The sequence below is a fragment of the Sporosarcina sp. P34 genome (genome assembly GCF_002743375.1).
GTDB lineage: Bacteria > Bacillota > Bacilli > Bacillales_A > Planococcaceae > Sporosarcina.
Map to the genome: position 1 here is coordinate 148,558 of NZ_PDZC01000006.1, position 19,122 is coordinate 167,679.

General features: G+C 38.7%; 26 protein-coding genes, 1 other RNA gene and 1 riboswitch. Of the genes, 19 read left to right on the top strand and 8 right to left on the bottom strand.

What is annotated here, in order from left to right; translation table 11 throughout:
• Positions 1-25: 25 nt before the first annotated feature.
• The 5 genes from CSV63_RS10750 to CSV63_RS10770 all read left to right on the top strand — a co-directional run bounded on the left by CSV63_RS10750 (position 26) and on the right by CSV63_RS10770 (position 3,715).
• Positions 26-580: a GNAT family N-acetyltransferase gene (locus CSV63_RS10750; RefSeq protein ID WP_099695792.1), complete on the top strand. Its 555-nt coding sequence runs from the start codon at positions 26-28 to the stop codon at positions 578-580.
• A 92-nt stretch (positions 581-672) separates the two neighbouring features.
• On the top strand, positions 673-1,338 hold the full coding sequence (gene msrA / locus CSV63_RS10755) for a peptide-methionine (S)-S-oxide reductase MsrA (protein WP_099695793.1): 666 nt from the start codon (positions 673-675) through the stop codon (positions 1,336-1,338).
• A gap of 96 nt (positions 1,339-1,434) precedes the next feature.
• A complete protein-coding gene (locus CSV63_RS10760; protein WP_099695794.1) occupies positions 1,435-2,607 on the top strand; it encodes an MFS transporter in 1,173 nt (390 codons plus the stop codon).
• A 12-nt stretch (positions 2,608-2,619) separates the two neighbouring features.
• Entirely contained in the window at positions 2,620-3,210 is a 591-nt protein-coding gene (locus tag CSV63_RS10765) for a histidine phosphatase family protein (protein ID WP_099695795.1), read from the top strand.
• Positions 3,194-3,715, top strand: coding sequence for a YcxB family protein (locus tag CSV63_RS10770; protein WP_099695796.1), 522 nt, complete (start codon positions 3,194-3,196; stop codon positions 3,713-3,715). Before CSV63_RS10765 ends, CSV63_RS10770 begins: the two co-directional genes overlap by 17 nt.
• A gap of 462 nt (positions 3,716-4,177) precedes the next feature.
• Here CSV63_RS10770 and CSV63_RS10775 read toward each other — a convergent pair whose 3' ends face one another.
• Entirely contained in the window at positions 4,178-4,369 is a 192-nt protein-coding gene (locus CSV63_RS10775; RefSeq protein WP_099695797.1) for a hypothetical protein, read from the bottom strand.
• A 128-nt stretch (positions 4,370-4,497) separates the two neighbouring features.
• Between CSV63_RS10775 and CSV63_RS16510 the strand changes: the two genes are divergently transcribed.
• Positions 4,498-4,641: a hypothetical protein gene (locus CSV63_RS16510; RefSeq protein ID WP_158233951.1), complete on the top strand. Its 144-nt coding sequence runs from the start codon at positions 4,498-4,500 to the stop codon at positions 4,639-4,641.
• Between the two features lie 55 nt (positions 4,642-4,696).
• Here CSV63_RS16510 and CSV63_RS10780 read toward each other — a convergent pair whose 3' ends face one another.
• Positions 4,697-5,443, bottom strand: a complete 747-nt coding sequence (locus tag CSV63_RS10780) for an AAA family ATPase (protein WP_099695798.1) — start codon at positions 5,441-5,443, stop codon at positions 4,697-4,699.
• 236 nt (positions 5,444-5,679) lie between these two features.
• Here CSV63_RS10780 and CSV63_RS10785 point away from each other — a divergent pair, with 236 nt between their 5' ends.
• From CSV63_RS10785 to CSV63_RS17040, 3 genes are all read left to right on the top strand, one after another.
• Positions 5,680-6,501 carry a Cof-type HAD-IIB family hydrolase gene (locus CSV63_RS10785; RefSeq protein WP_233192043.1) on the top strand — a complete coding sequence of 274 codons (822 nt, stop codon included), beginning with the start codon at positions 5,680-5,682 and terminating at the stop codon, positions 6,499-6,501.
• A gap of 141 nt (positions 6,502-6,642) precedes the next feature.
• The gene (locus CSV63_RS10790; RefSeq protein WP_099631905.1) at positions 6,643-7,179 is read left to right on the top strand and encodes an acyl-CoA thioesterase; all 537 of its coding nucleotides are present in this window, start codon (positions 6,643-6,645) and stop codon (positions 7,177-7,179) included.
• Positions 7,180-7,417: 238 nt separating this feature from the next.
• The gene (locus tag CSV63_RS17040; protein WP_099695799.1) at positions 7,418-8,200 is read left to right on the top strand and encodes an ASCH domain-containing protein; all 783 of its coding nucleotides are present in this window, start codon (positions 7,418-7,420) and stop codon (positions 8,198-8,200) included.
• A gap of 126 nt (positions 8,201-8,326) precedes the next feature.
• On the opposite strand, the gene CSV63_RS10800 is transcribed toward CSV63_RS17040, so the two are convergent.
• Positions 8,327-9,022, bottom strand: coding sequence for a YczE/YyaS/YitT family protein (locus CSV63_RS10800; RefSeq protein WP_099695800.1), 696 nt, complete (start codon positions 9,020-9,022; stop codon positions 8,327-8,329).
• 121 nt (positions 9,023-9,143) lie between these two features.
• Between CSV63_RS10800 and CSV63_RS16780 the strand changes: the two genes are divergently transcribed.
• Positions 9,144-9,314, top strand: coding sequence for a LysR family transcriptional regulator (locus tag CSV63_RS16780; protein ID WP_233192045.1), 171 nt, complete (start codon positions 9,144-9,146; stop codon positions 9,312-9,314).
• 50 nt (positions 9,315-9,364) lie between these two features.
• A complete protein-coding gene (locus tag CSV63_RS10805; protein WP_233192047.1) occupies positions 9,365-9,964 on the top strand; it encodes a LysR family transcriptional regulator substrate-binding protein in 600 nt (199 codons plus the stop codon).
• 318 nt (positions 9,965-10,282) lie between these two features.
• Here the strand turns inward: CSV63_RS10805 and tatA are convergent, their stop codons facing one another.
• Positions 10,283-10,495, bottom strand: a complete 213-nt coding sequence (gene tatA / locus CSV63_RS10810) for a twin-arginine translocase TatA/TatE family subunit (RefSeq protein WP_099695801.1) — start codon at positions 10,493-10,495, stop codon at positions 10,283-10,285.
• Positions 10,496-10,678: 183 nt separating this feature from the next.
• On the opposite strand from tatA, the gene CSV63_RS16515 reads away from it, so the two are divergent.
• Positions 10,679-10,840, top strand: a complete 162-nt coding sequence (locus CSV63_RS16515) for a hypothetical protein (protein WP_158233952.1) — start codon at positions 10,679-10,681, stop codon at positions 10,838-10,840.
• A gap of 483 nt (positions 10,841-11,323) precedes the next feature.
• Here CSV63_RS16515 and CSV63_RS10820 read toward each other — a convergent pair whose 3' ends face one another.
• The 3 genes from CSV63_RS10820 to ssrS all read right to left on the bottom strand — a co-directional run bounded on the left by CSV63_RS10820 (position 11,324) and on the right by ssrS (position 12,874).
• Positions 11,324-11,821 (bottom strand): DUF3231 family protein, encoded by a 498-nt coding sequence (locus tag CSV63_RS10820; RefSeq protein WP_099695803.1) that lies wholly within the window; start codon positions 11,819-11,821, stop codon positions 11,324-11,326.
• Positions 11,822-11,887: 66 nt separating this feature from the next.
• Complete coding sequence (locus CSV63_RS10825) at positions 11,888-12,370, bottom strand: antibiotic biosynthesis monooxygenase family protein (RefSeq protein ID WP_304442418.1); 483 nt, start codon at positions 12,368-12,370, stop codon at positions 11,888-11,890.
• A 310-nt stretch (positions 12,371-12,680) separates the two neighbouring features.
• A non-coding RNA gene (gene ssrS, locus CSV63_RS10830) (6S RNA) lies at positions 12,681-12,874 on the bottom strand.
• 112 nt (positions 12,875-12,986) lie between these two features.
• Between ssrS and CSV63_RS10835 the strand changes: the two genes are divergently transcribed.
• The 4 genes from CSV63_RS10835 (at position 12,987) to CSV63_RS10850 (ending at position 16,333) form a co-directional block, all read left to right on the top strand.
• Positions 12,987-13,220 (top strand): hypothetical protein, encoded by a 234-nt coding sequence (locus CSV63_RS10835; RefSeq protein ID WP_099695804.1) that lies wholly within the window; start codon positions 12,987-12,989, stop codon positions 13,218-13,220.
• 59 nt (positions 13,221-13,279) lie between these two features.
• Positions 13,280-15,349, top strand: a complete 2,070-nt coding sequence (locus tag CSV63_RS10840) for a FapA family protein (RefSeq protein ID WP_158233953.1) — start codon at positions 13,280-13,282, stop codon at positions 15,347-15,349.
• 67 nt (positions 15,350-15,416) lie between these two features.
• Complete coding sequence (locus CSV63_RS10845; RefSeq protein WP_099695806.1) at positions 15,417-15,932, top strand: type 1 glutamine amidotransferase domain-containing protein; 516 nt, start codon at positions 15,417-15,419, stop codon at positions 15,930-15,932.
• Positions 15,933-16,150: 218 nt separating this feature from the next.
• Positions 16,151-16,333: a hypothetical protein gene (locus CSV63_RS10850; protein ID WP_099695807.1), complete on the top strand. Its 183-nt coding sequence runs from the start codon at positions 16,151-16,153 to the stop codon at positions 16,331-16,333.
• Positions 16,334-16,463: 130 nt separating this feature from the next.
• Here CSV63_RS10850 and CSV63_RS10855 read toward each other — a convergent pair whose 3' ends face one another.
• Positions 16,464-17,594 (bottom strand): methionine biosynthesis PLP-dependent protein, encoded by a 1,131-nt coding sequence (locus CSV63_RS10855; RefSeq protein ID WP_099695808.1) that lies wholly within the window; start codon positions 17,592-17,594, stop codon positions 16,464-16,466.
• 80 nt (positions 17,595-17,674) lie between these two features.
• A riboswitch (SAM riboswitch) is annotated at positions 17,675-17,775 on the bottom strand.
• A gap of 156 nt (positions 17,776-17,931) precedes the next feature.
• Between CSV63_RS10855 and CSV63_RS10860 the strand changes: the two genes are divergently transcribed.
• The 3 genes from CSV63_RS10860 to CSV63_RS10870 are packed head-to-tail and all read left to right on the top strand — an operon-like array spanning position 17,932 to position 19,113.
• The gene (locus tag CSV63_RS10860) at positions 17,932-18,267 is read left to right on the top strand and encodes a DMT family transporter (protein WP_099695809.1); all 336 of its coding nucleotides are present in this window, start codon (positions 17,932-17,934) and stop codon (positions 18,265-18,267) included.
• Between the two features lie 2 nt (positions 18,268-18,269).
• Positions 18,270-18,584, top strand: a complete 315-nt coding sequence (locus CSV63_RS10865; RefSeq protein WP_143565396.1) for a DMT family transporter — start codon at positions 18,270-18,272, stop codon at positions 18,582-18,584.
• A gap of 19 nt (positions 18,585-18,603) precedes the next feature.
• Positions 18,604-19,113 (top strand): methylated-DNA--[protein]-cysteine S-methyltransferase, encoded by a 510-nt coding sequence (locus CSV63_RS10870; RefSeq protein WP_483315657.1) that lies wholly within the window; start codon positions 18,604-18,606, stop codon positions 19,111-19,113.
• Positions 19,114-19,122 lie beyond the last annotated feature (9 nt).

Consider the following 19,122-nt stretch of genomic DNA (forward strand, 5'->3'; position numbering starts at 1 on the left):
TGACTGCTATTAAAGGAGCTATGCTATGTTTGTACATCAAGTAACAGAGGATATTTCATTGAAACTAGTAGGACAGAAAGACGCACATGAATTATTTACTCTTGTAGATGAATCAAGGGAATACTTACGTGAGTGGTTGCCGTGGGTTGATTCCATGACGGACGTGGATCAGTATGGTCCAATCATACATGCGTGGTTACAACAATTCGCAGAAGAAGATGGGTTCCAGGCAGGAATACTGTATAAAGGAGATCTGGCAGGTTTTGCAGGATTCCATTCAGTTAACTATACAAATAGGCAAACAAGTATTGGTTATTGGCTAGCTCAAAATTATCAAGGAAAAGGTATCATGACAGCGGTAGTGTCTGCGCTGGTAGATTATGCATTTGAAGAATATGACCTACACCGTGTAGAAATCCGATGTGCTACAGGAAATAAAAGAAGTCAGGCAGTTCCTGAACGATTAGGATTTAAGAAAGAGGGAGTTATTCGTGACGGTGAGTTTTTATATGACCATTATCATGATTTAATCGTATACGGTATGCTGGAAGGTGAGTGGGGAAAGTGTAAAAAAGCATAATACGTTTCATACAGAGTCATTCTCAAAATGGACTCTGTTTTTTTATGAAATCATAACGATTATAGTACAATGAATATAAAGGGAGGATCACCATGCTAACCACTACCGAAATAGATAAAGAGTTAACGAAGAACAGAGTGTTGGAGACCGCGACATTTGGAATGGGATGTTTTTGGGGACCTGAAGCGCGCTTTGGCAGCTTGCCAGGTGTCCTCAGAACACGTGTAGGGTACACAGGCGGAACTACGCCAGCGCCAACATATCGGCAGATGGAGGATCATACTGAAACGATAGAAATCGATTATGATCCGACGAGTATTTCTTACGAAGAAATACTTCTACATTTTTGGCGTAATCACTATCCAAACCGTGATCAATACAAAGGGCAACAATATGTTTCATCATTGCGCTATCACAACCTGCAACAAAAACGGATAATCGGTTTAGTCAAGAAGGAAATGGAGATAGAGCTTGGAGAACCAATTGAAACGGAAATCACACCATTAGGCCATTTTACATTAGCTGAGACCCGCCATCAGAAATATTATTTGAAGCGTTATCCGAATGTATTAGATCAGTTACATTCATTATATCCTTCTGCAGAGTCGCTGATCCATTCTACATTTGCGGCAAGAATGAATGGATTCGTTAAAGGTTTTGGAACACGTGATCAAATTGTGAATGAAATGGAAAGCTGGCCATTACATGAAAATGCACGACAACAACTCGTTCAGCAGTTCTTGAAAATAAAGTGGTGAAATCACTAAAGTTCCGAATCTTTTCTTCTTGTAACTTTATTCTGTGGTTGCTATGATATTCCAATATCAACTTAGAATGAGTGTAGGAGAGAGTAGATGAAAAAGGAAACCATCACGTTAGGTCTGCTACTGACCAATTTACTAATAGCATTTTTGGGAATTGGATTAGTTATACCTGTTATGCCAAGTTTAATGAATGAATTACATATATCGGGTACAGTGGTTGGCTATATGTTCGCGACTTTTGCGGTGGCCCAACTACTTGTTTCACCTTTTTCAGGAAGATGGGTAGATACAGTTGGCCGAAAGAAAATGATTGTCGTTGGATTAATCATTTTTAGTTCTTCCGAATTCTTGTTCGGGATTGGACAGACCTTGCCGGTACTATTTGCATCCCGGATTCTAGGCGGGATTAGTGCGGCTTTCATTATGCCAGCTGTGACTGCCTTTATTGCAGATATTACAACAATGGAAACTCGTTCCAAGGCATTAGGCTTTATGTCCGCTGCCATATCTACGGGATTTATATTAGGTCCAGGGATTGGCGGATTTCTAGCGATATATGGTACTCGGGTTCCTTTCTTCTTTGCTGGCGGACTCGCTCTGTTTGCAGCGATCTTTTCCTTTATTGCATTGCGTGAACCGGAACGTCATCGAGAAGCGGTAGTGGAGGACGCAACAAAACCGGGATTAAAGCGGATATTTGCGCGCCATTATTTCATTGTCTTTATTATTATATTGATTTTATCTTTTGGCTTAGCTTCATTTGAATCCATTTTTAGCTTGTTCGTTGATCATAAGTTTGGATTCACACCCAAAGACATTGCGATCATCATTACGGGAGGCGGGCTAGTCGGAGCAGTTGCACAGGTCGTATTATTCGACAAGCTTGCGAGAACGATCGGGGAGAAACGCCTAATCTTATTCTGTTTAGTTTTTTCGTCTATTTTAGTTTTTCTTACGACGTTCGTTCAAAGTTATTTTTCCGTACTGGCCGTTACAATGATTATCTTTGTAGGGTTCGATTTGATACGACCAGCAGCAACCTCTTATTTGTCAAAAATTGCGGGAAATGAACAGGGCTTTGTCGGTGGTATGAACTCGATGTTTACGAGTATTGGAAATGTATTTGGTCCCATCATCGGTGGAGCATTATTTGATATCGATGTTGATTATCCGTTCTATTTTGGAGCATTTGTCTTATTACTTGGTGTAGTGTTGAATTATATCTGGATCAAAAGAACGCCATCTTTCAGACCTACTATTTAGGGGGGGATTGAATTGACCATTATTGGTTTTGTACGGCATGGTGTGACTGCTTGGAATAAAGAAGGGCGTGCACAAGGAAGTTCAAATATACCGTTGGATGAAGAGGGTATAGAGACTACAAAAAAGTTGGCATTGCGCTTGGCAAGTGAGGAATGGGACATCATTTTTACTAGCCCTATGACACGTGCTAGACAGACAGCAGATTTGCTTGCTAGCCAGTCGGGGATTGAAGTCGTGGAAGATGATCGACTGCGTGAGCGTAGTGGCGGATTGATTGAAGGAACGACGGAATCAGAGCGACAGCAGAAGTGGGGTCCACAATGGAGGGAATTAGATTTACAGTTTGAAACGGCGGAAAGTGTTGTAGCGCGAGGTCTTGAATTTGTGAATGAACAAATCGGGAAGAATCGACATCAACGTCTTCTCGTCGTGAGTCATGGAAGTTTTATCAAACGGATCATTGTGGCTCTAATGGAAGATGAAACGTATACAGTCAAGATCGATAATACTTCATTGACTATAATAAACATAGAAGAGAAAAGTTGCTTGCTGTTAAATAATACAGCACACCTTGCGGGAGGAATAAATGGAAATCCAGTATGATTTAACGGAACAAGACGTGGTAGCCTTTAATTTGTATCATGTGAAAACTTCTAAAGTCGGTAAAAATTCATTGCAATGGCAGCGGTATATATCGCCGCTAATATTTTTACTGTTTGCATATTTTTTATCTGTTTTTACAGATATGGCGAAAGGCCCGTTATTGGCGACATTTGGAGTAACGGCTATTCTATGGGTGATCTTTTATCCTAAGTATTTTTACTTTCATATTACACGGCAAGTGAGCAAGATGCTTAGAGGCGGTAAGAATGAAGGGCTTGTTGGAGAACACTCTATGAAGATGAATAAAACAGGCATAATAGATCAGACAGCTGTTGGTGAAACAAACGTACAATGGGCTGGCGTGAAACAACTGATTGAAGATACGGATTATTTCTACATATATACAAGTACAGTAAGCGCATATATCATTCCAAAGCGAGATGTTCATTCAGTTGAGGGGCTAAAGAGTTTTATCCAACAACGGATGAGCACAGAAATAAGGTAAATAAAAAATCAGAGGCTACTGCCCCCCTGATTTTTATTTTTCTTAGTGACGATATTTTCAAAAAAGAAATGAGTAGTATTATAACAGACCCAATCGTTAGTTCGCTATGGAAATTTATGAAGCTATAAGTAAATGTAGCAAAAGATCCAGTCGCGATGAATCCGGCGAATAGACGATTTTGCATCTTCACTTGAAATGAATGTTGATCTTTATCACGTTGTACGAGATAAAGATCAATGCAGGTTGCTCTAAATATGGCGGATTTTTTGGTGCATAACTGTGGACCTGTCCAACACCGTTTAATACTGTGCGTTGGAATTCTATTCTAGTTGTAAATGGATTCTACTCCTTACTCTTTTCTTAGGCCCATTCAACTAAACGAGCTCGTGTGAGAACAAGAAAATCTATTTCGGAAACTAGCAGAACGCTTCATGGGTAGCACTTCTTTCTGCAAAAAGATATTTATTTTTTACTGGGTTTCATCTCTTTCAAGCCAATTCTCATAGCGGCTACAGCACACGTAACATTTAATATAATTGCGATCGCTAAAAACAACCACTTCAATTTTTCGGATAAATCGAGAAAGACCGCTAAAAATAAAAATGTGAAGCCGATGACAAGCATGGACAAATAGATAGCCAATTTCTTAGACACAAGTAGTCCACCTTTCCTAAATTCTACCCTCATTGTATCATGAAAAAACAGGTAATTAAAAAACGTGTGTTTTTATTTCATGAATCAGGGGAATAATAAAGTTACTTAATCAGACAGGAGTGTGGAAAATGACAAAAAGTTATGCAGATACACCTAAAGACGATAACGATAAAAGTTCAGCAAGATTAGCTAACGATGCAGCAAAAAAAGCTGAAGAACAAGTAGAAGAAATAAAGAAGGAAGCAAGAGAACAAGTAAAAAAAGAAAATTAAGAATGACAAAAAGCGATTATTTCCTTGGAAATAATCGCTTTTTCATCCAATTCATTTATTTTAGCAAATAATGTAACATACGATCTTTGTCATCAAAAAACTGCTTCATGATTTGATAGTGACTTGTTTCTTCTAGCGTCGTTTTTTGCACACCTTCGTCTGTAAATTCAAGGATTTTTGCGCTAGGAAAGGATAATAGAATTGGGGAATGTGTTGCAATTATAAACTGGGAGCCTTCACTAACTAAATCGTGAATCCTGCTCAACATAGACAGTTGACGCATTGGTGATAAAGCTGCCTCCGGCTCATCCAGTATGTAAATACCATTACCCCTAAAGCGATGAATGAAAGTTGACCAAAATGATTCACCGTGTGATTGTTCATGTAATGAAGTTCCCCCGTAGCCATCTATAATCCTTGGACTGGGACCTGGAGCACGATCTAGCTCTTCAATTGTCGTTGCTAAATTATAGAAAGTTTCAGCACGCAAAAAGAATCCATCAGTCGGTCGGATAATGCCTTTGATGAGTGTAATATATTCATCCAATACGGAATGGGAATTATAAGTAGAGAAGTTAAAGTTCAGTGAGCCTCCTTCTGGATTGAAACCAGAGGCTATGGCAATAGCTTCAAGTAATGTCGACTTGCCCATACCATTTTCTCCGACAAAAAATGTCACGTTTGGATGAAAGTCTAACTCGGTTAGCTTATTAATACTTGGTAAATGAAAAGGAAAGTCTTTAAATGAAGCAACTTGATCACGCTTCAAACGCATTCCCCGAATGAATGAGTCGGTATACATATAATACTCTCTCCTCTAAGTCATATTAATCATTGATAACGTCAAGTATTCACTCTAATAGCATCCGTCTAAATAAATATACTATAGGAAAAGAATAACCAGTATTTATGAAAATATCAAATGCATTTTTTAGTTTTAGCACATGTATATTGAACTTTCGAGCAACTTCAAGGCATATGTGATCAGTAATTGATAAACTACGAGATAGACAACGAGAAATGAAAGGGGATTAGAAAGTGAATCAAGATAAAAAAATAGTGTTTTTTGATTTAGATGGAACATTAATGAACCATGACAAAACAATTTTGGAATCGACGAAGCAATCTCTTACTGCACTACGCGAGAAAGGCATATACACTGTAATTTGTACTGGCAGAGCTCCACTTATGTTCAAATGGTTGCTAGAAGAACTATCATTTGATTCCTATGTTTCCATGAACGGACAGCATGTGGTACTAGAAGGGGAAGTAATTTACTCGAATCCTATGGAGCCAGAGGTTATACAACAACTTACAAAACTTGCGCATAAACAAGGACATGGATTGACATACTCCACGTTTGAATCGTTCGTGTCGAATGTCGCAGAACATCCTCTTGTTCAGGAAGGAACTGCACGTTTAAAAATACCGTACCCTCCTGTAGATCCTAACGTATATTCTCATTCTGTTGTGAATCAAGTGCAAATTTACTCTACTCCAAAGGAAACCGAAAAGTATATGGAGTTATTCAAGGATTATTCCTTTATTCGGTGGGATGAAAACTCCGTAGATATGTTGCCTGAAGGGGCTTCTAAGGCAATCGGTATACAAAAAATGCTTGAACATATGAATATACCTATTGAAAACAGTTATGCATTTGGAGATGGTGCCAATGACATGCAAATGATCGAGATAGTAGGTATTGGGGTAGCAATGGAAAATGCTATACCCGAATTAAAAGAAGTAGCAGATCTCGTGACCGCATCTTGTTCAGAAGATGGTATTATGAAAGGCTTGATCAGTTTAGGCTTGCTAGAGGAAAAAGACATTCCGTTGCTGCATGAAAGTATGAAGAGGTAATTCAAAAGGTGTGAAAAAATATTCTTGACAGTTCTGTGAACGAAGAGTATATTTAGATGATATACAAAAAAAGAATTGTTCGATTTTTCAAATTACTCATAGAGTAATTTGGTTCACATCTTGGAGGAGGCCATGTTTACAATGAAACTAGAAAAGCAGTGTCGGGAATCAAGGGTCGTACGAACGAGCAGAGTATTTCCAAACGATGTAAACAACCATAATACATTGTTTGGCGGACGTTTAATGAGCGATATTGATCAAATTGCATCGATTTCAGCAGCTCGACACAGCAGAGCAGACTGTGTGACGGCATCTATGGATTCCGTAGACTTTCTGTATCCAATCCGTCCTTCCGATTCAGTCTGCTTTGAGTCATATGTGACTTGGACTGGAAAATCTTCCATGGAGATTTTCGTGAAAGTGATTGCGGAAGATTTGGCAACTGGTAATTGTAAAATTGCAGCCACCTCATTGTTAACATTTGTTGCATTGGATGAGAATAAAAAGCCATTGACTGTTCCGCGTGTCATTCCAGAAACAGAAGAAGAAAAATATTTACATGAAACTGCACCGCAGCGCGCAGAGATCCGTAGAATGCGTAAACAGCAAAGTAAAGACTTAGCTTCAGTATTAACGAATAACTATCCATGGCATGATCCTGTACAAGTGAATGCATAAAAAATACTCAGTCAATTGGGATTGACTGAGTATTTTTTAAAATCATGTATAACATGTAACATAGTGTTCCATACTACTAATAGATAGGACGTTCTCTAATTACTTTTCTTGGAGGATACCTATCTTTTTATTGTTCAAAAATATATTCGACTATATAAATCATCTTACTATAACAACCAATAGTTAATTCCAGCTATAATGAGAAGTATCAAAGTAAAGTTAGGGGTTGGATCAGTTTATGGTTAAAATGATTACTGCAGAGGAATTATTCAAGAAAATACAAGCTGAACAAGCACTTGTTCTAGTAGATGTACGTGCTGAGGATAAATATAATCAATTTCATATCGAAGCTAACACGGTGAAGGACATAAACGTGCCAAAAACAGAAATCTTTATGTTAGAAGATGATGTGGAGAATGTGCTCCCACAGTTGCCGAAAAATGGAGAAATGATTATTACGTGTACAACAGGAAATTCTGCAACTAAATGTGCGAACATCCTTTCTGGTAGAGATTACGATGTTACGGTATTGGAAGGCGGAATTACTGCGTGGAAAGAATATATTAGTAAAGAGTCAATTGAGCGGGTATGGGAAGAATTCAAAAGTACACATCCGGATGCGCCTGAACAGTACGTAGCCTGGTCATTTGGAAATTCAAAACAAATGGCGGATGAACTTGCTTCGTTGGTAGTAGAGGGAACTAAAACGGCGACCTCTTCTAACTACACGCTCTATGAATTAGAAAATGAACCGTTACCAATGGTAGGTCTTCATAATATTATTCTGGATGGCAATGGAATAGCGGTCGCAGTCGTAGAAAATATAGCAGTAAAAGTAGTGCCTTTCAATGAAGTGACGGAAGAACATGCGTATTTGGAAGGTGAAGGGGATCGTTCATTGCGTTATTGGCAAGAAGTTCATGAAACGTTTTTCACGAATGAATTAAAAGAAGTTAATCGAGATTTCCATCATGAAATTCCAGTAGTTTGTGAAACGTTTAAATTGGTGTATAAGAACTAAATCTGTCATGGAGAATGATTAGGCTAACAGTAAGTATAGATCATAGCATTCAGTGGTAGGAAAGGAGAGCTAAAAGCCGTATTCATTACGGCTTTTAGCATCTCCTTTTGTGTGTAGAAATGGTTGTTAAATGGGTTCAACTCCTTCTTTTTCTTCCATCGTTACATCTTCTGTACTTTTATACACCCAGCCCTGAAGCAAAGGCTGGAATCGCGGCATCATCTTACCGAGGATTTTCCCGATAAAGTATGCGGCTAGAATGGTTCCGATCCCAATGGCTCCTAGCGATTGAAGAAATACTAGGCAAATGATGCCAGCAAGTGCGAAATTTAGTAAATCACTGGATATTTTTGCTTTGCCAAATTTCATATTAAAACGTTCACTTATAACATAGGTTAGTGCATCATAAGGCATTAAAGGCAATCCTGCTGAAAAATAGGCTAACAATCCAGCCGATATAATATATAAACTTATGAATAGGAATAGATATTTACCTACTAATGTGTCAGGAGCAGGAAGTATCTGCACAATGGCTAATGTACTATCCATGAACAGACCAAATAGAAATACAATAACTAACTGAACAACAAATTCACGTAATCCGATACGTTTTTTATTCAAAAGAATCTGTGCGGAAATGAATAAGATGTTTGCGAGTATTGTCGTGATCCCGATCGTCAAACCCGACGTAAGGGAGATAGCGTAAGCTAGTGATGAAACGGGAGAAACTCCAAGGTTAGCCTGAATAGAGAAACTAACGCCTAGAGATAATAAAAATAAACCTATTACATATAGGGTAAGTCGTTTGGAAATAGTATTCATCTGGACGAAAACCTCTGCTTTCGATATGTGATTCAATTTATTTTATCACGTAAAGGGAGATATAAATAATATATAATATTGAAAGACGACATATTAAATAGTTTATAACGGAGTGGGAATCATGGATATTAAACAGTTGCATTATTTTAAGGAGATTGTAGACCAAGAAAGTATTTCGAAAGCAGCGCTCGTACTACACATTGCTCAACCGCCACTTAGTCAACAATTAAAGAGGCTGGAGACTGAGCTTGGCACAACATTGATTCACCGCTATCGACAAAATGGGAACTGACAGAAACAGGGCACATCCTGTATCAATATGCAAAAAGGTTATTGCGTAGCATGGAAGATGTTAAGAAAGAAATAGAGGAAATTGAAAATGGCAGTGCAGGCACATTACGTATTGGAGTTTCGTCTGCTTGCCTGAATTTGCTTGTCGACTACATCAGTATCTATCGTAAACAGTTTCCGGATATCAAAATCAGCATTGAAAAAGGAAGTTCCGAGGAATTGTTGAGGAAGCTAGATCATAAAGAAATTGAAGTGGCTTTGTTATTGCGACTAGAAAATAGAGCACATTGTGATGTATTAGAGTTAAAACAACAGGAATACGTGGTGGTAAGTCCGCGTAGCTGGGGAGATGTTTTTTCATCCGGGAACGTTACATTTCAAGATCTCGCCAAGCATCCATTTATTATGCTTGCTGCCATGGAAGGACACGCTTACTATGAAAATATCCTAAAAGCTTTTGAAGAAGCGCATACTACTCCTAATATTGTAATGGAAAGCAAAGATCTAACAACTGTTATCGCAATGGTTAGTAAAGGTTTAGGGTTTTCTATTATTCCACGTGTAGCATACGCGGTGCCAAAGGACCAATTGAAGATTTATGAATTAACGCAATTTAATTTTCGTGTTGAACCAGTCATGATTAAGATATAGAAAGAACAAGTTTCCAAAGCAACAACTCAATTTTGGGAGTTAGTAGATTCTGTACATAACAACATTCACCATGACTCTTGGTAACCTTTATGGCTTGATGGCAACTCTAAATGAGGATGTTGGAGGTACGGTGAGATGTTAATGAAGTCACTACCACAAATAATTCCAAGCTTAAGCAAGCACGTACCGAAATGAAGTGAATAGGATAAATCAGCAAATACTGTCCTTCATACGGTATCTAATTGTAATTTAAACTATATAGAATCATACATGAAAAAGCCAATCACATTAGTGGTTGGCTTTTTCACGTATAGAATATTACTTCACTTGATCTTTAGCTTCTACTTGTTGAACTTCTATTTTCTTAGGCTCATCATCGTCATCCATGATGTCTTTTGCCGATTTTTTGAATTCAGATAATGTTTTTCCTACTGCCGAACCAATTTCGGGTAATTTTCGTGGGCCAAACAAAATTAATATAATTACTAAAATAATGATTAAGCCAGGTACTCCAATTGCTGCTAAGTTCATAGGGAATCCTCCTTTCATAGCTTAAAAAATGTAGTCCTCTGTATATCATAACCCGTTTGGCATCTAATAAAACACGATTTAGAAATTTAGTTGTGGAGGAGTATTTTTCCTCTCTTATGATTAAACTTCCATTCATTGGACAAACTAACAAATAACTTGTTCGATGAGAAAGAAGTGATGAGTATGGATGAAACAACCCGTCATACAGAACCACCTGAATACTTTACGCGTTTGGCTAAACGATTGGAACCCACTTCGGATATTGTGAAAAAAACCTTGAAAAGTAAAGATCGAATCGTGCATTTGCTATATTTGGAGAATCTATACCCGTTTGACTTTGGTTAACATTACCGTACTACTCGGTTGCATCTAGAAGATATTTATTCTCATGGTAAAATGCATACCCTGATATAGAATTCAAAGTGACTGTGGAAGTCAAGCTACAAGGAACTGGAACCGTAGAATAATTAGTAGAAAACGTCATCAATAGTAGTATTAGATGACGTTTGTTTTCCTTCTTGTGATTTCTCTATTTTATCCTCTATTATTAGGTCACATTTGGTTTTCTAAATTAATGGGTTACCGGCATTTTAGAACAGATGTTAGCTCCTCGTTACACTCCGTACTACCTAGCCACTGTAGCCGCTTATACTGTACAGATCGTTCTTGTTGTTTTATCTCAGACTTACGATTCTTCGGGTATATACACATCCTTCCTTTTGATGAAATGATTTCACCCATAGTTCTAATGAATATATCTACAGAACTTATTCATACTAGGAAAAAACTTCACCGAGCGTATACACGCTCGGTGAAGTTATGTGCTGATCAGTTTACATGCAATGGCGGAGGGATAATCCAACCTTTTGATTTGTTCAAGCTCAGTAATTTGGCACCAAATGCTACTTTCTCCATATGACACTTTGCGAACATAGCTGCAACATCTTCACGTAGACATTGACCCATAGCCATACTACAAGAAACGAGTCCTTGTCCAACATTAATAGATATAGCGCCACTGATTTCAGGATCCATAAAGCGTGCACCTGCAGGAATATCTTCAGCATTTGCTTTCGGTCTTTCTGGAAGTGCAGGTGGCGGTGTGATGCCATTAGCTTTCAGTACTTTACCGAACTCTTTATTTTCAGCCTTCATCATCTTAACTGCTTCTTCAAGTAGACGAATTAGATCAGGGTCTTCTGCGTGATTGACGAAAGCCTCATAGCCACTGATCAAACCGTTATTTGCACCCATAAACGCCCAGATAGCAGTGATTTCCCCGTAATGCATAGGTTGATCTTTTGGATTACCATCTAAAATACCCACAAAAACACTCTCCTCATCATGATTTTCACTTCAAGAGTAGTCTTTGCAAATATCGTTTATTTATACTTATTTTTTATAAGTTGTAACAAATGAAGGTCCCGAGAAGATATTAGGACGTTGATCGACACCATCTTCTGTGCCACGTTTCGCATGCGCTTTCCCATAAGCTTGTGATTCTTGCCAGTTTTTGAAGGATTCTTCGTCTTCCCACATAGTCAAAATCACATATGTGCCAGAGTGTACGGGCCGCAATACGCGGATCGCTACGAATCCTGGTTCTGCCTCTATTAGACGTGCGCGATTATTAAAGCGTTGTTCAAAAATCTCTCTTCCTTCTTCAGTTACTGGAATATTGTTTAATACAGCAAAACGCCCAGATGGAAGATCCCCGCTTTGATCCAACACATCGTATTCGATTGCATTGTCTAGAGTGGTTTCCTGTTCTTGCAGTACAAGCACTTCTTCATCATTATTCATTAGTGAAGCACGTGCTTCTTCTGGTAAGTTACCTGATTCCTCCAGTGGCCCTGTCCATTTAAATAATTTCAATTGAAACACCTCATCTTTTTCTATTTTATAAGTAGTATCTAGTATAACGTAGAAAGGAAAAAGCTTTCAATGAATAAGGAAGCAATGCTAGTAGCCTGATATTGTTAATACGCCAATGCACGAGATGTAGTAAAGAAATGTGTAAAGACATGTGATTATTTTTTAACGAAAATGGAAAAGGAGATTGTCGTCAGACGGCAAAATACTTTCTTAAGAAAATAGTAGTTGAAAAAAGTTGACCTTTGCTTTTCAAGTCGTTTTGCATACAAAAAAACCCTTCCATCCAAGATAGAAGGGTTTGTCTTTATTTATGTAAGCCGTGTTTGCCGTACTTAGTCATAGAAAGTTTTAAACCACCACTCCTCAAAGTGGGTGTTTGCGGAAAACGTTCCTGTATGTCTGGGTTGCTAAAAGGAACCCAGCACGCCATTTGCGTTTCGTAATAAACTCCCTTTTACAGCTTAAAGGTTAAAACTTAATGTTGTACGAACAATACAGCTTGTAGATATATCTTACACCCGCGAAAGATGAAATGCAAATGGAAAGTTCTTCTGTTCGTTGAAACCAAAACGTAAGATAAAACGTATAGAAGTGAAAAGACAAGGAGTGGTCATGTATGGAACAACATGAAAAAAACTCGGAAAAACAGGAACTGGTTACAAGGCAGACACAGGAAATCAGTAAGTTAAATCAAGAAATGGATGGGCTCCGTCAAGAGATAAAACAACTTCGGGAGGATATTGAATTAATCGATATATTTCAAAAGAAACCAGTCATTTCATCTGCGGTAATCGGGCAAATCGGATCGTTTATTATAGCTATACTAGTAATTATCGGAATATTCTTTTAGAGATCAGACCTCGTTGTGATACTATGAAAGTAATAGTAAGAAAGACGGGGATGATTACATTGAAAAAAGTAATAACAGTTCAAGCGAATACAGTGGAAGAAGCGATTCAGCAGGCTCTGGATATTTTAGAATTGCGACGTGAACAGGTAAATGTAGATGTTCTTTCCAATCCAACACGCCGTTTAATGGGCTTACGAAAAATTATGGCAGAAGTTAAAGTTACAAAGGCAGAATATAGTGAAGCCAAACAATCCGTTGAACGTCCGCTATCTAAAATTGAGGAACTTGCTGGATTGCTAGATGAAATAGATATGGAAACTATCATCACCTCTTCAGTTCAACAAGAGCATAATGTGACGCAAGCAACATCAACTACAGAATCGAATCTGCAGTTAAGCAGTGCTAGAATTCACAACGGCGACATACAGTTTCAATTTGTTGGAGACAGCCTGCCGTCAATTATACCAAATGATCATGCAATCATCACGATTAATGGAGAAGTACAATCAGAACCTAAATTGATTCAGCCAGAAGATAAAGTAGAGGTTACAATTCAAGATGAAGTTATTGCTTCGAAGTTCACGATTCAATTGCTAGAGAAAGATATGATTGCATTACTTTCTTTCACACCTGGTAAACGAGTTAAGCGTTCTTTAGTAGATACCATTTGGTCTCCATGTTTGGCAATTCGTGTTGAAGAAACAATTGAATATACCAATGATCTACAGCCACAGACGATTGTGAACGAATTGAAAGCAATGGGTGTTCAACAGGGAATTTTGTTCCCGGCAATCAAAAAAGTAACAGAAGTAGATAAGCCGTATGAGCTAATCGTCGCGAAAGGTACACTTCCAGTTAACGGCACAGACGGTGATTTAGAAGTACATATCTACTATGAGGAATTTGACCCAAACAGTGAAGAAAAGGTGGATTTTAGAGAAATGAATGCGATCACCAATGTGCAAGAAGGTCAAGTGATTGCGACACATATTATGCCTGTTCCGGGCACGCCCGGAAAGAGCTTGTTAGGACGTGCGATTCCTGTGAAGCCTGTACGTGATATTATACTACGGCCTGGGAAAAATATTCAGAAAGTGCAAGCAGATCTCGTGGCGTTAATTTCAGGAAAACCCGTATTGGATAGACGAGGTCATATTGTGAAAATTGATGTCAATAATGAATTCATTCATCCAGGAGAAGTAAGTCTCGAAAGTGGCAACATACGCTTTGAAGGTGATGTACGTATCGGTGGAAATATTTTACCTTCCATGTTTGTAGGCGCGACAGGAGGCGTATTTGTCACTGGATCCATTACAAAAGCAGAAATTCATGCGACTAAACAAGTTATAGTAAAAGGTAATGTGTTGTCCTCCACAATAACCGTTGGCAAGCAGGAGGCTGCGGTCAATGAATTAGTAGTTCTGATTAAAAGTGTGACGGAAATGCTTATTCAGATTAAAGAGGCAGTGAATCAGATATTCATTATTCGTGGTCGAGAAGAATTAGAGCTAAGTCCATCAGAGTTGAAACGCTTAATTTATTTACTAATGGAGAAGCGTTATGCTCAGTTCGAAGACCTTAATAAAAAATTCATACTAAAAGTTCGTGAACAAAATGAAAAAGTAGACGAAGAATGGTTAAGCGTAGCAAATCGTTTATATGCGATCTTTATTAATCCGCTCAATGAACATCTCCAGAGTATGAAGGAGTTTGAGCGGTTGATTGAAGATGCGTATATTCTCACTCAGTTGTATGCTGTAGAAAGTTTACCGCAGACTAAGTTGAGCGTTCCATATGCGATTAATAGCAAACTGTATAGTAGCGGACATATTGAAGTGATTTCAAAAGGTATCTATCATAGCGATTTAACTGCGGATGAAACGATTAGAATAAAAGGTGTGTGCAGAGGAGGAGAAATTTATGCTCGTCTAGAAGTCGCGATGCAGGAGGCTGGTTCTGAAAGTCCTGTCAAAACCGTTGTTCGCACAAGTGCAGAAGGACGTATCAAAATAGGAGCAGTGTATGCAGGAACAGAAATTTATATCGGTACCCGCAAATACGTTTTCTCCAAAGATGCAATGAACATTACTGCTCGATTGGATGCTGCAGGGGAACTAGACCTCGGGTAATAATGTTTAATCTCTTTATTATGTGGAATAGTATTTATAGAACATCATATAAGGAGTGGTAAGCATTATGGCTAAAATTGCAACAGTACTTGGAGATATGTTCGAGGACTCGGAATACTTGAAACCAGCTGCTGCTTATAAAGAAGCTGGACATGAAGTAGAAGTGATCGGTACGGAAGCAGGATCGGAAGTAACGGGTATGAAAGAAAATACTAAAGTGAAAATTGATAGAGCGATTGCTGACGTTAAATCGTCAGATTATGATGCATTGTTTATTCCAGGTGGATTTTCACCGGATATTTTACGTGCAGATGATCGTTTTGTGAAATTTGTCAAAGAGTTCATGGATGCAAAAAAACCTGTCTTTGCAATTTGTCATGGTCCGCAATTGCTAATAACAGCAAAATCACTTGAAGGCCGCGATGCAACGGGATATACGTCGATTCGCGTAGATATGGAGTATGCGGGTGCAAAATACGCTGACAAAGAAGTTGTAGTCTGTCAGAATCAACTAGTAACAAGCCGTACACCTGATGATATTCCAGCTTTTAATCGTGAATCAGTAAAACTGCTAGAAAAATAATAATACGTTGAACGTCAGGGTGTAAAAGCCTTGACGTTTTTTTATGTCCCTTGCACATTATACTACTGCCTACAACATACGATAATAGTACATGTTGACAAACATTGAAAAAGATTCTCAATTGTACTTGAAAAAGGTTCTCAATGAGAGTATGATAAAAGTAACGAATAAATCAGAGAGACGATCGCGTCTTACAAATGAAAGGTCGGGGGTCTAACATGTATAAGATTGTTGCGTTAGCGGTAGTAGCAGGAATTATATTAGGTGCAGCAACTGGATTTTCCTTTGGAAGTAAAGAACTGGCGGGTATGTTCTCCGGAATGGCGGCGCTTACGTTTATCGCAGCACCGGCAGCGGTCGTCTATGCGAGTGAAAAGAAAAAATGGCATCAAGCTCATTAATAAAGAAAAGCATCCAATATAATTGGATGCTTTTTTGTATAGATTCAATCTATCGTGTCTTGCTATGAGTGAATAAAAATAACTCGAACTGTCATAGTTAAATTGACTGTTCGAGTTGTACTGTTTACGATTATTGAACTTTTACGCCTTCGACTACTTCTTTTGCAGCATAAAGGGCTTGTTTTACATCCGCGATCAAATCTTCTACATCCTCTACTCCCACTGAGAAACGTAGCAAACGGTCGTCTACACCACGACGGTTACGTTCTTCTAATGGAATATCCATATGCGTCTGTGTAGTTGGATACGTAATGAAGCTTTCCACACCGCCCAAACTTTCGGCGAATGAAATTAAGTTCATATTTTCAAGGAATGGCCCGACCCACTCACTATTTTGTACACGGAATGATAACATTCCGCCGATTCCAGCGTAGAGCACGTCGGTAATGAGAGGTTCTTGTTCTAAATAAGATACCATCACTTTCGCATTTGCATCATGCTGTTTCATGCGTAAATGCAATGTTTTTAGACCGCGTACGACAAGCCATGAATCAAGAGGAGACAATGTAGCTCCAATCGCATTATGGTTGGTAAATAGACGTTCGCATAATTCCTCACCTTTTGCCACGACTAGACCTGCGAGCACATCATTATGTCCGCCGATATATTTCGTCGCGCTATGAATGACAATATCTGCGCCTTCCTCAATTGGCCGCTGGAAATAAGGTGTTAAAAACGTATTGTCGACAATTAGCAATAAATCATGTTTTTTAGCTAATTCCGCATACGTACTGATGGCTATGTTTTGCATTAATGGATTTGTAGGTGTTTCCAAGAAGATCGCTTTTGTGCGCTCAGTAATCGCTTGCTCGACTTCTGAAACGTCATTGAACGATAAGTACCGCGTCTTAATATTATACGTCTCTTCATATTGATTAAACAGGCGATAAGTACCGCCATATAAGTCTTCAGGCGCCAATAGTTCCGAACCTGTTTTAAATAAAGATAAAATAAGTTGAATGGCCGCCATTCCAGAACTGCATGCAAATCCTTGGTCACCTGATTCTAAGTTTGCAATTCCATCCTCCAGGATAGAACGCGTAGGGTTTTTTGTTCGTGTGTAATCATACCCCGTGGACTTGCCTAGACCTTCATGGTGGTACGCTGTAGACAAGTATATCGGTGTATTGACTGCTCCGGTTTTCTCATCACTATGGTTTCCAAGTTGTACTAATCTAGTTTCTAATCCGTTGTTTGTCATGAATATCCATCCCCCCCGGCAAAATAAAAAAGAACCTCTTCTTTTCGAATAGGCCCTCGAACATACAAGTGTATACAGTATTCTCATCTTCAAGGTGGTGTCACCCTTGGAATTAGCACCGTGCCTGTGGCTGGTTGCTGAGACATCGCTGGGCCTATCCCTCCGTCTCTCTCGATAAGAATATTCGTAATATAGGAAAAACTGTTGACGAATTTATTCTATCATGCAGATATGTTAGATGCAAGTTTCCTTTTACCATCAGTTATTGATTTTTTGTTTCAGTAAAAGATTTGTTATACTGATAGATACTATTCATAACGGAAAGGAGATTTTCATTTTGGCTTGGGGCTATGTCGCATTGGCGGCTGTTATAGAGATCTTCTGGGTAGTTGGTCTTCGTTATTCTGAAACTGTAATGCAATGGACAGGAACGGTTATGGCGATTGTAATGAGTTTTTATTTTATTATAAAAGCATGTGAGAGATTACCTTCCGGTACGGTATACGCTGTTTTTACTGGATCTGGTGCCGCTGCAATCCTTTTAGTAGATATATTCTTCTTTCAAGCAAGTTTTACGTGGGTTACGCTGACCTTCATCGGCTTCATCGTTATTGGAGTAGTCGGCATTAAGCTGACAACAGATGAAAAAGCCGATATAGAAGGAGGTGGCTGACAGTGGCTTGGATATACTTAGTGATTGCCAGTCTCGGTGAGATTTTCGGTGTGGTGAGTATTAATTATTATTTACAGAAGCGTTCAATTAAAAGACTGTTACTTATTGTGGGGATTTTTGGTTTTGGTTTTGTTTTCCTGTCTCTTGCTATGCGCGAAATTCAGATGAGTACAGCCTATGCGGTATGGACAGGTTTAGGAGCGGCGGGAGCGGTGCTAATGGGGATTTTGATATTCAAAGAATCTGCTAGCATCAAACGTCTCTTCTTTTTATCGCTCATCATTTTCGGTGCTGTAGGCTTGAAGTTATTCGGATGAAAGGAGAGTGGCATAACTGATTTATTGGACAAATTTTAATTTTAATGAATGGACTGTAACAATAGCTGCTACAAAACAAGGACTGTGCTATGCGGGTCTAGCTGAAGATAGTGTAGAACGTATGAAAGACTGGTCGTACCGGTTGGATACAGTTGACTTAATAGAAGATGAAACAAAGCTCGGAGTCTATATAAGCAAGATGAAGGAGTACTTATCGGGTACAACGAAAGAATTTTCAGCGGTTCCACTTGATTTAAAAGGAACATCGTTTCAACTGCAAGTATGGGAAGCACTACAACGAATACCGTATGGTAAAACTATGACGTATTCAGACATCGCGGAACAGATTGGGAAATTGTCATCTGTTCGTGCTGTGGCATCTGCAATAGGCAAGAATCCTGTGATGGCTGTGGTGCCTTGTCACCGTGTTATTGCGAAAGATGGCAGTTTGTCAGGCTATCGTGACGGGATAAACCAAAAAGCGAAGCTGATTTTGCTTGAAAGTATTCACATGAAGATAAATGAATAATAGCAACAA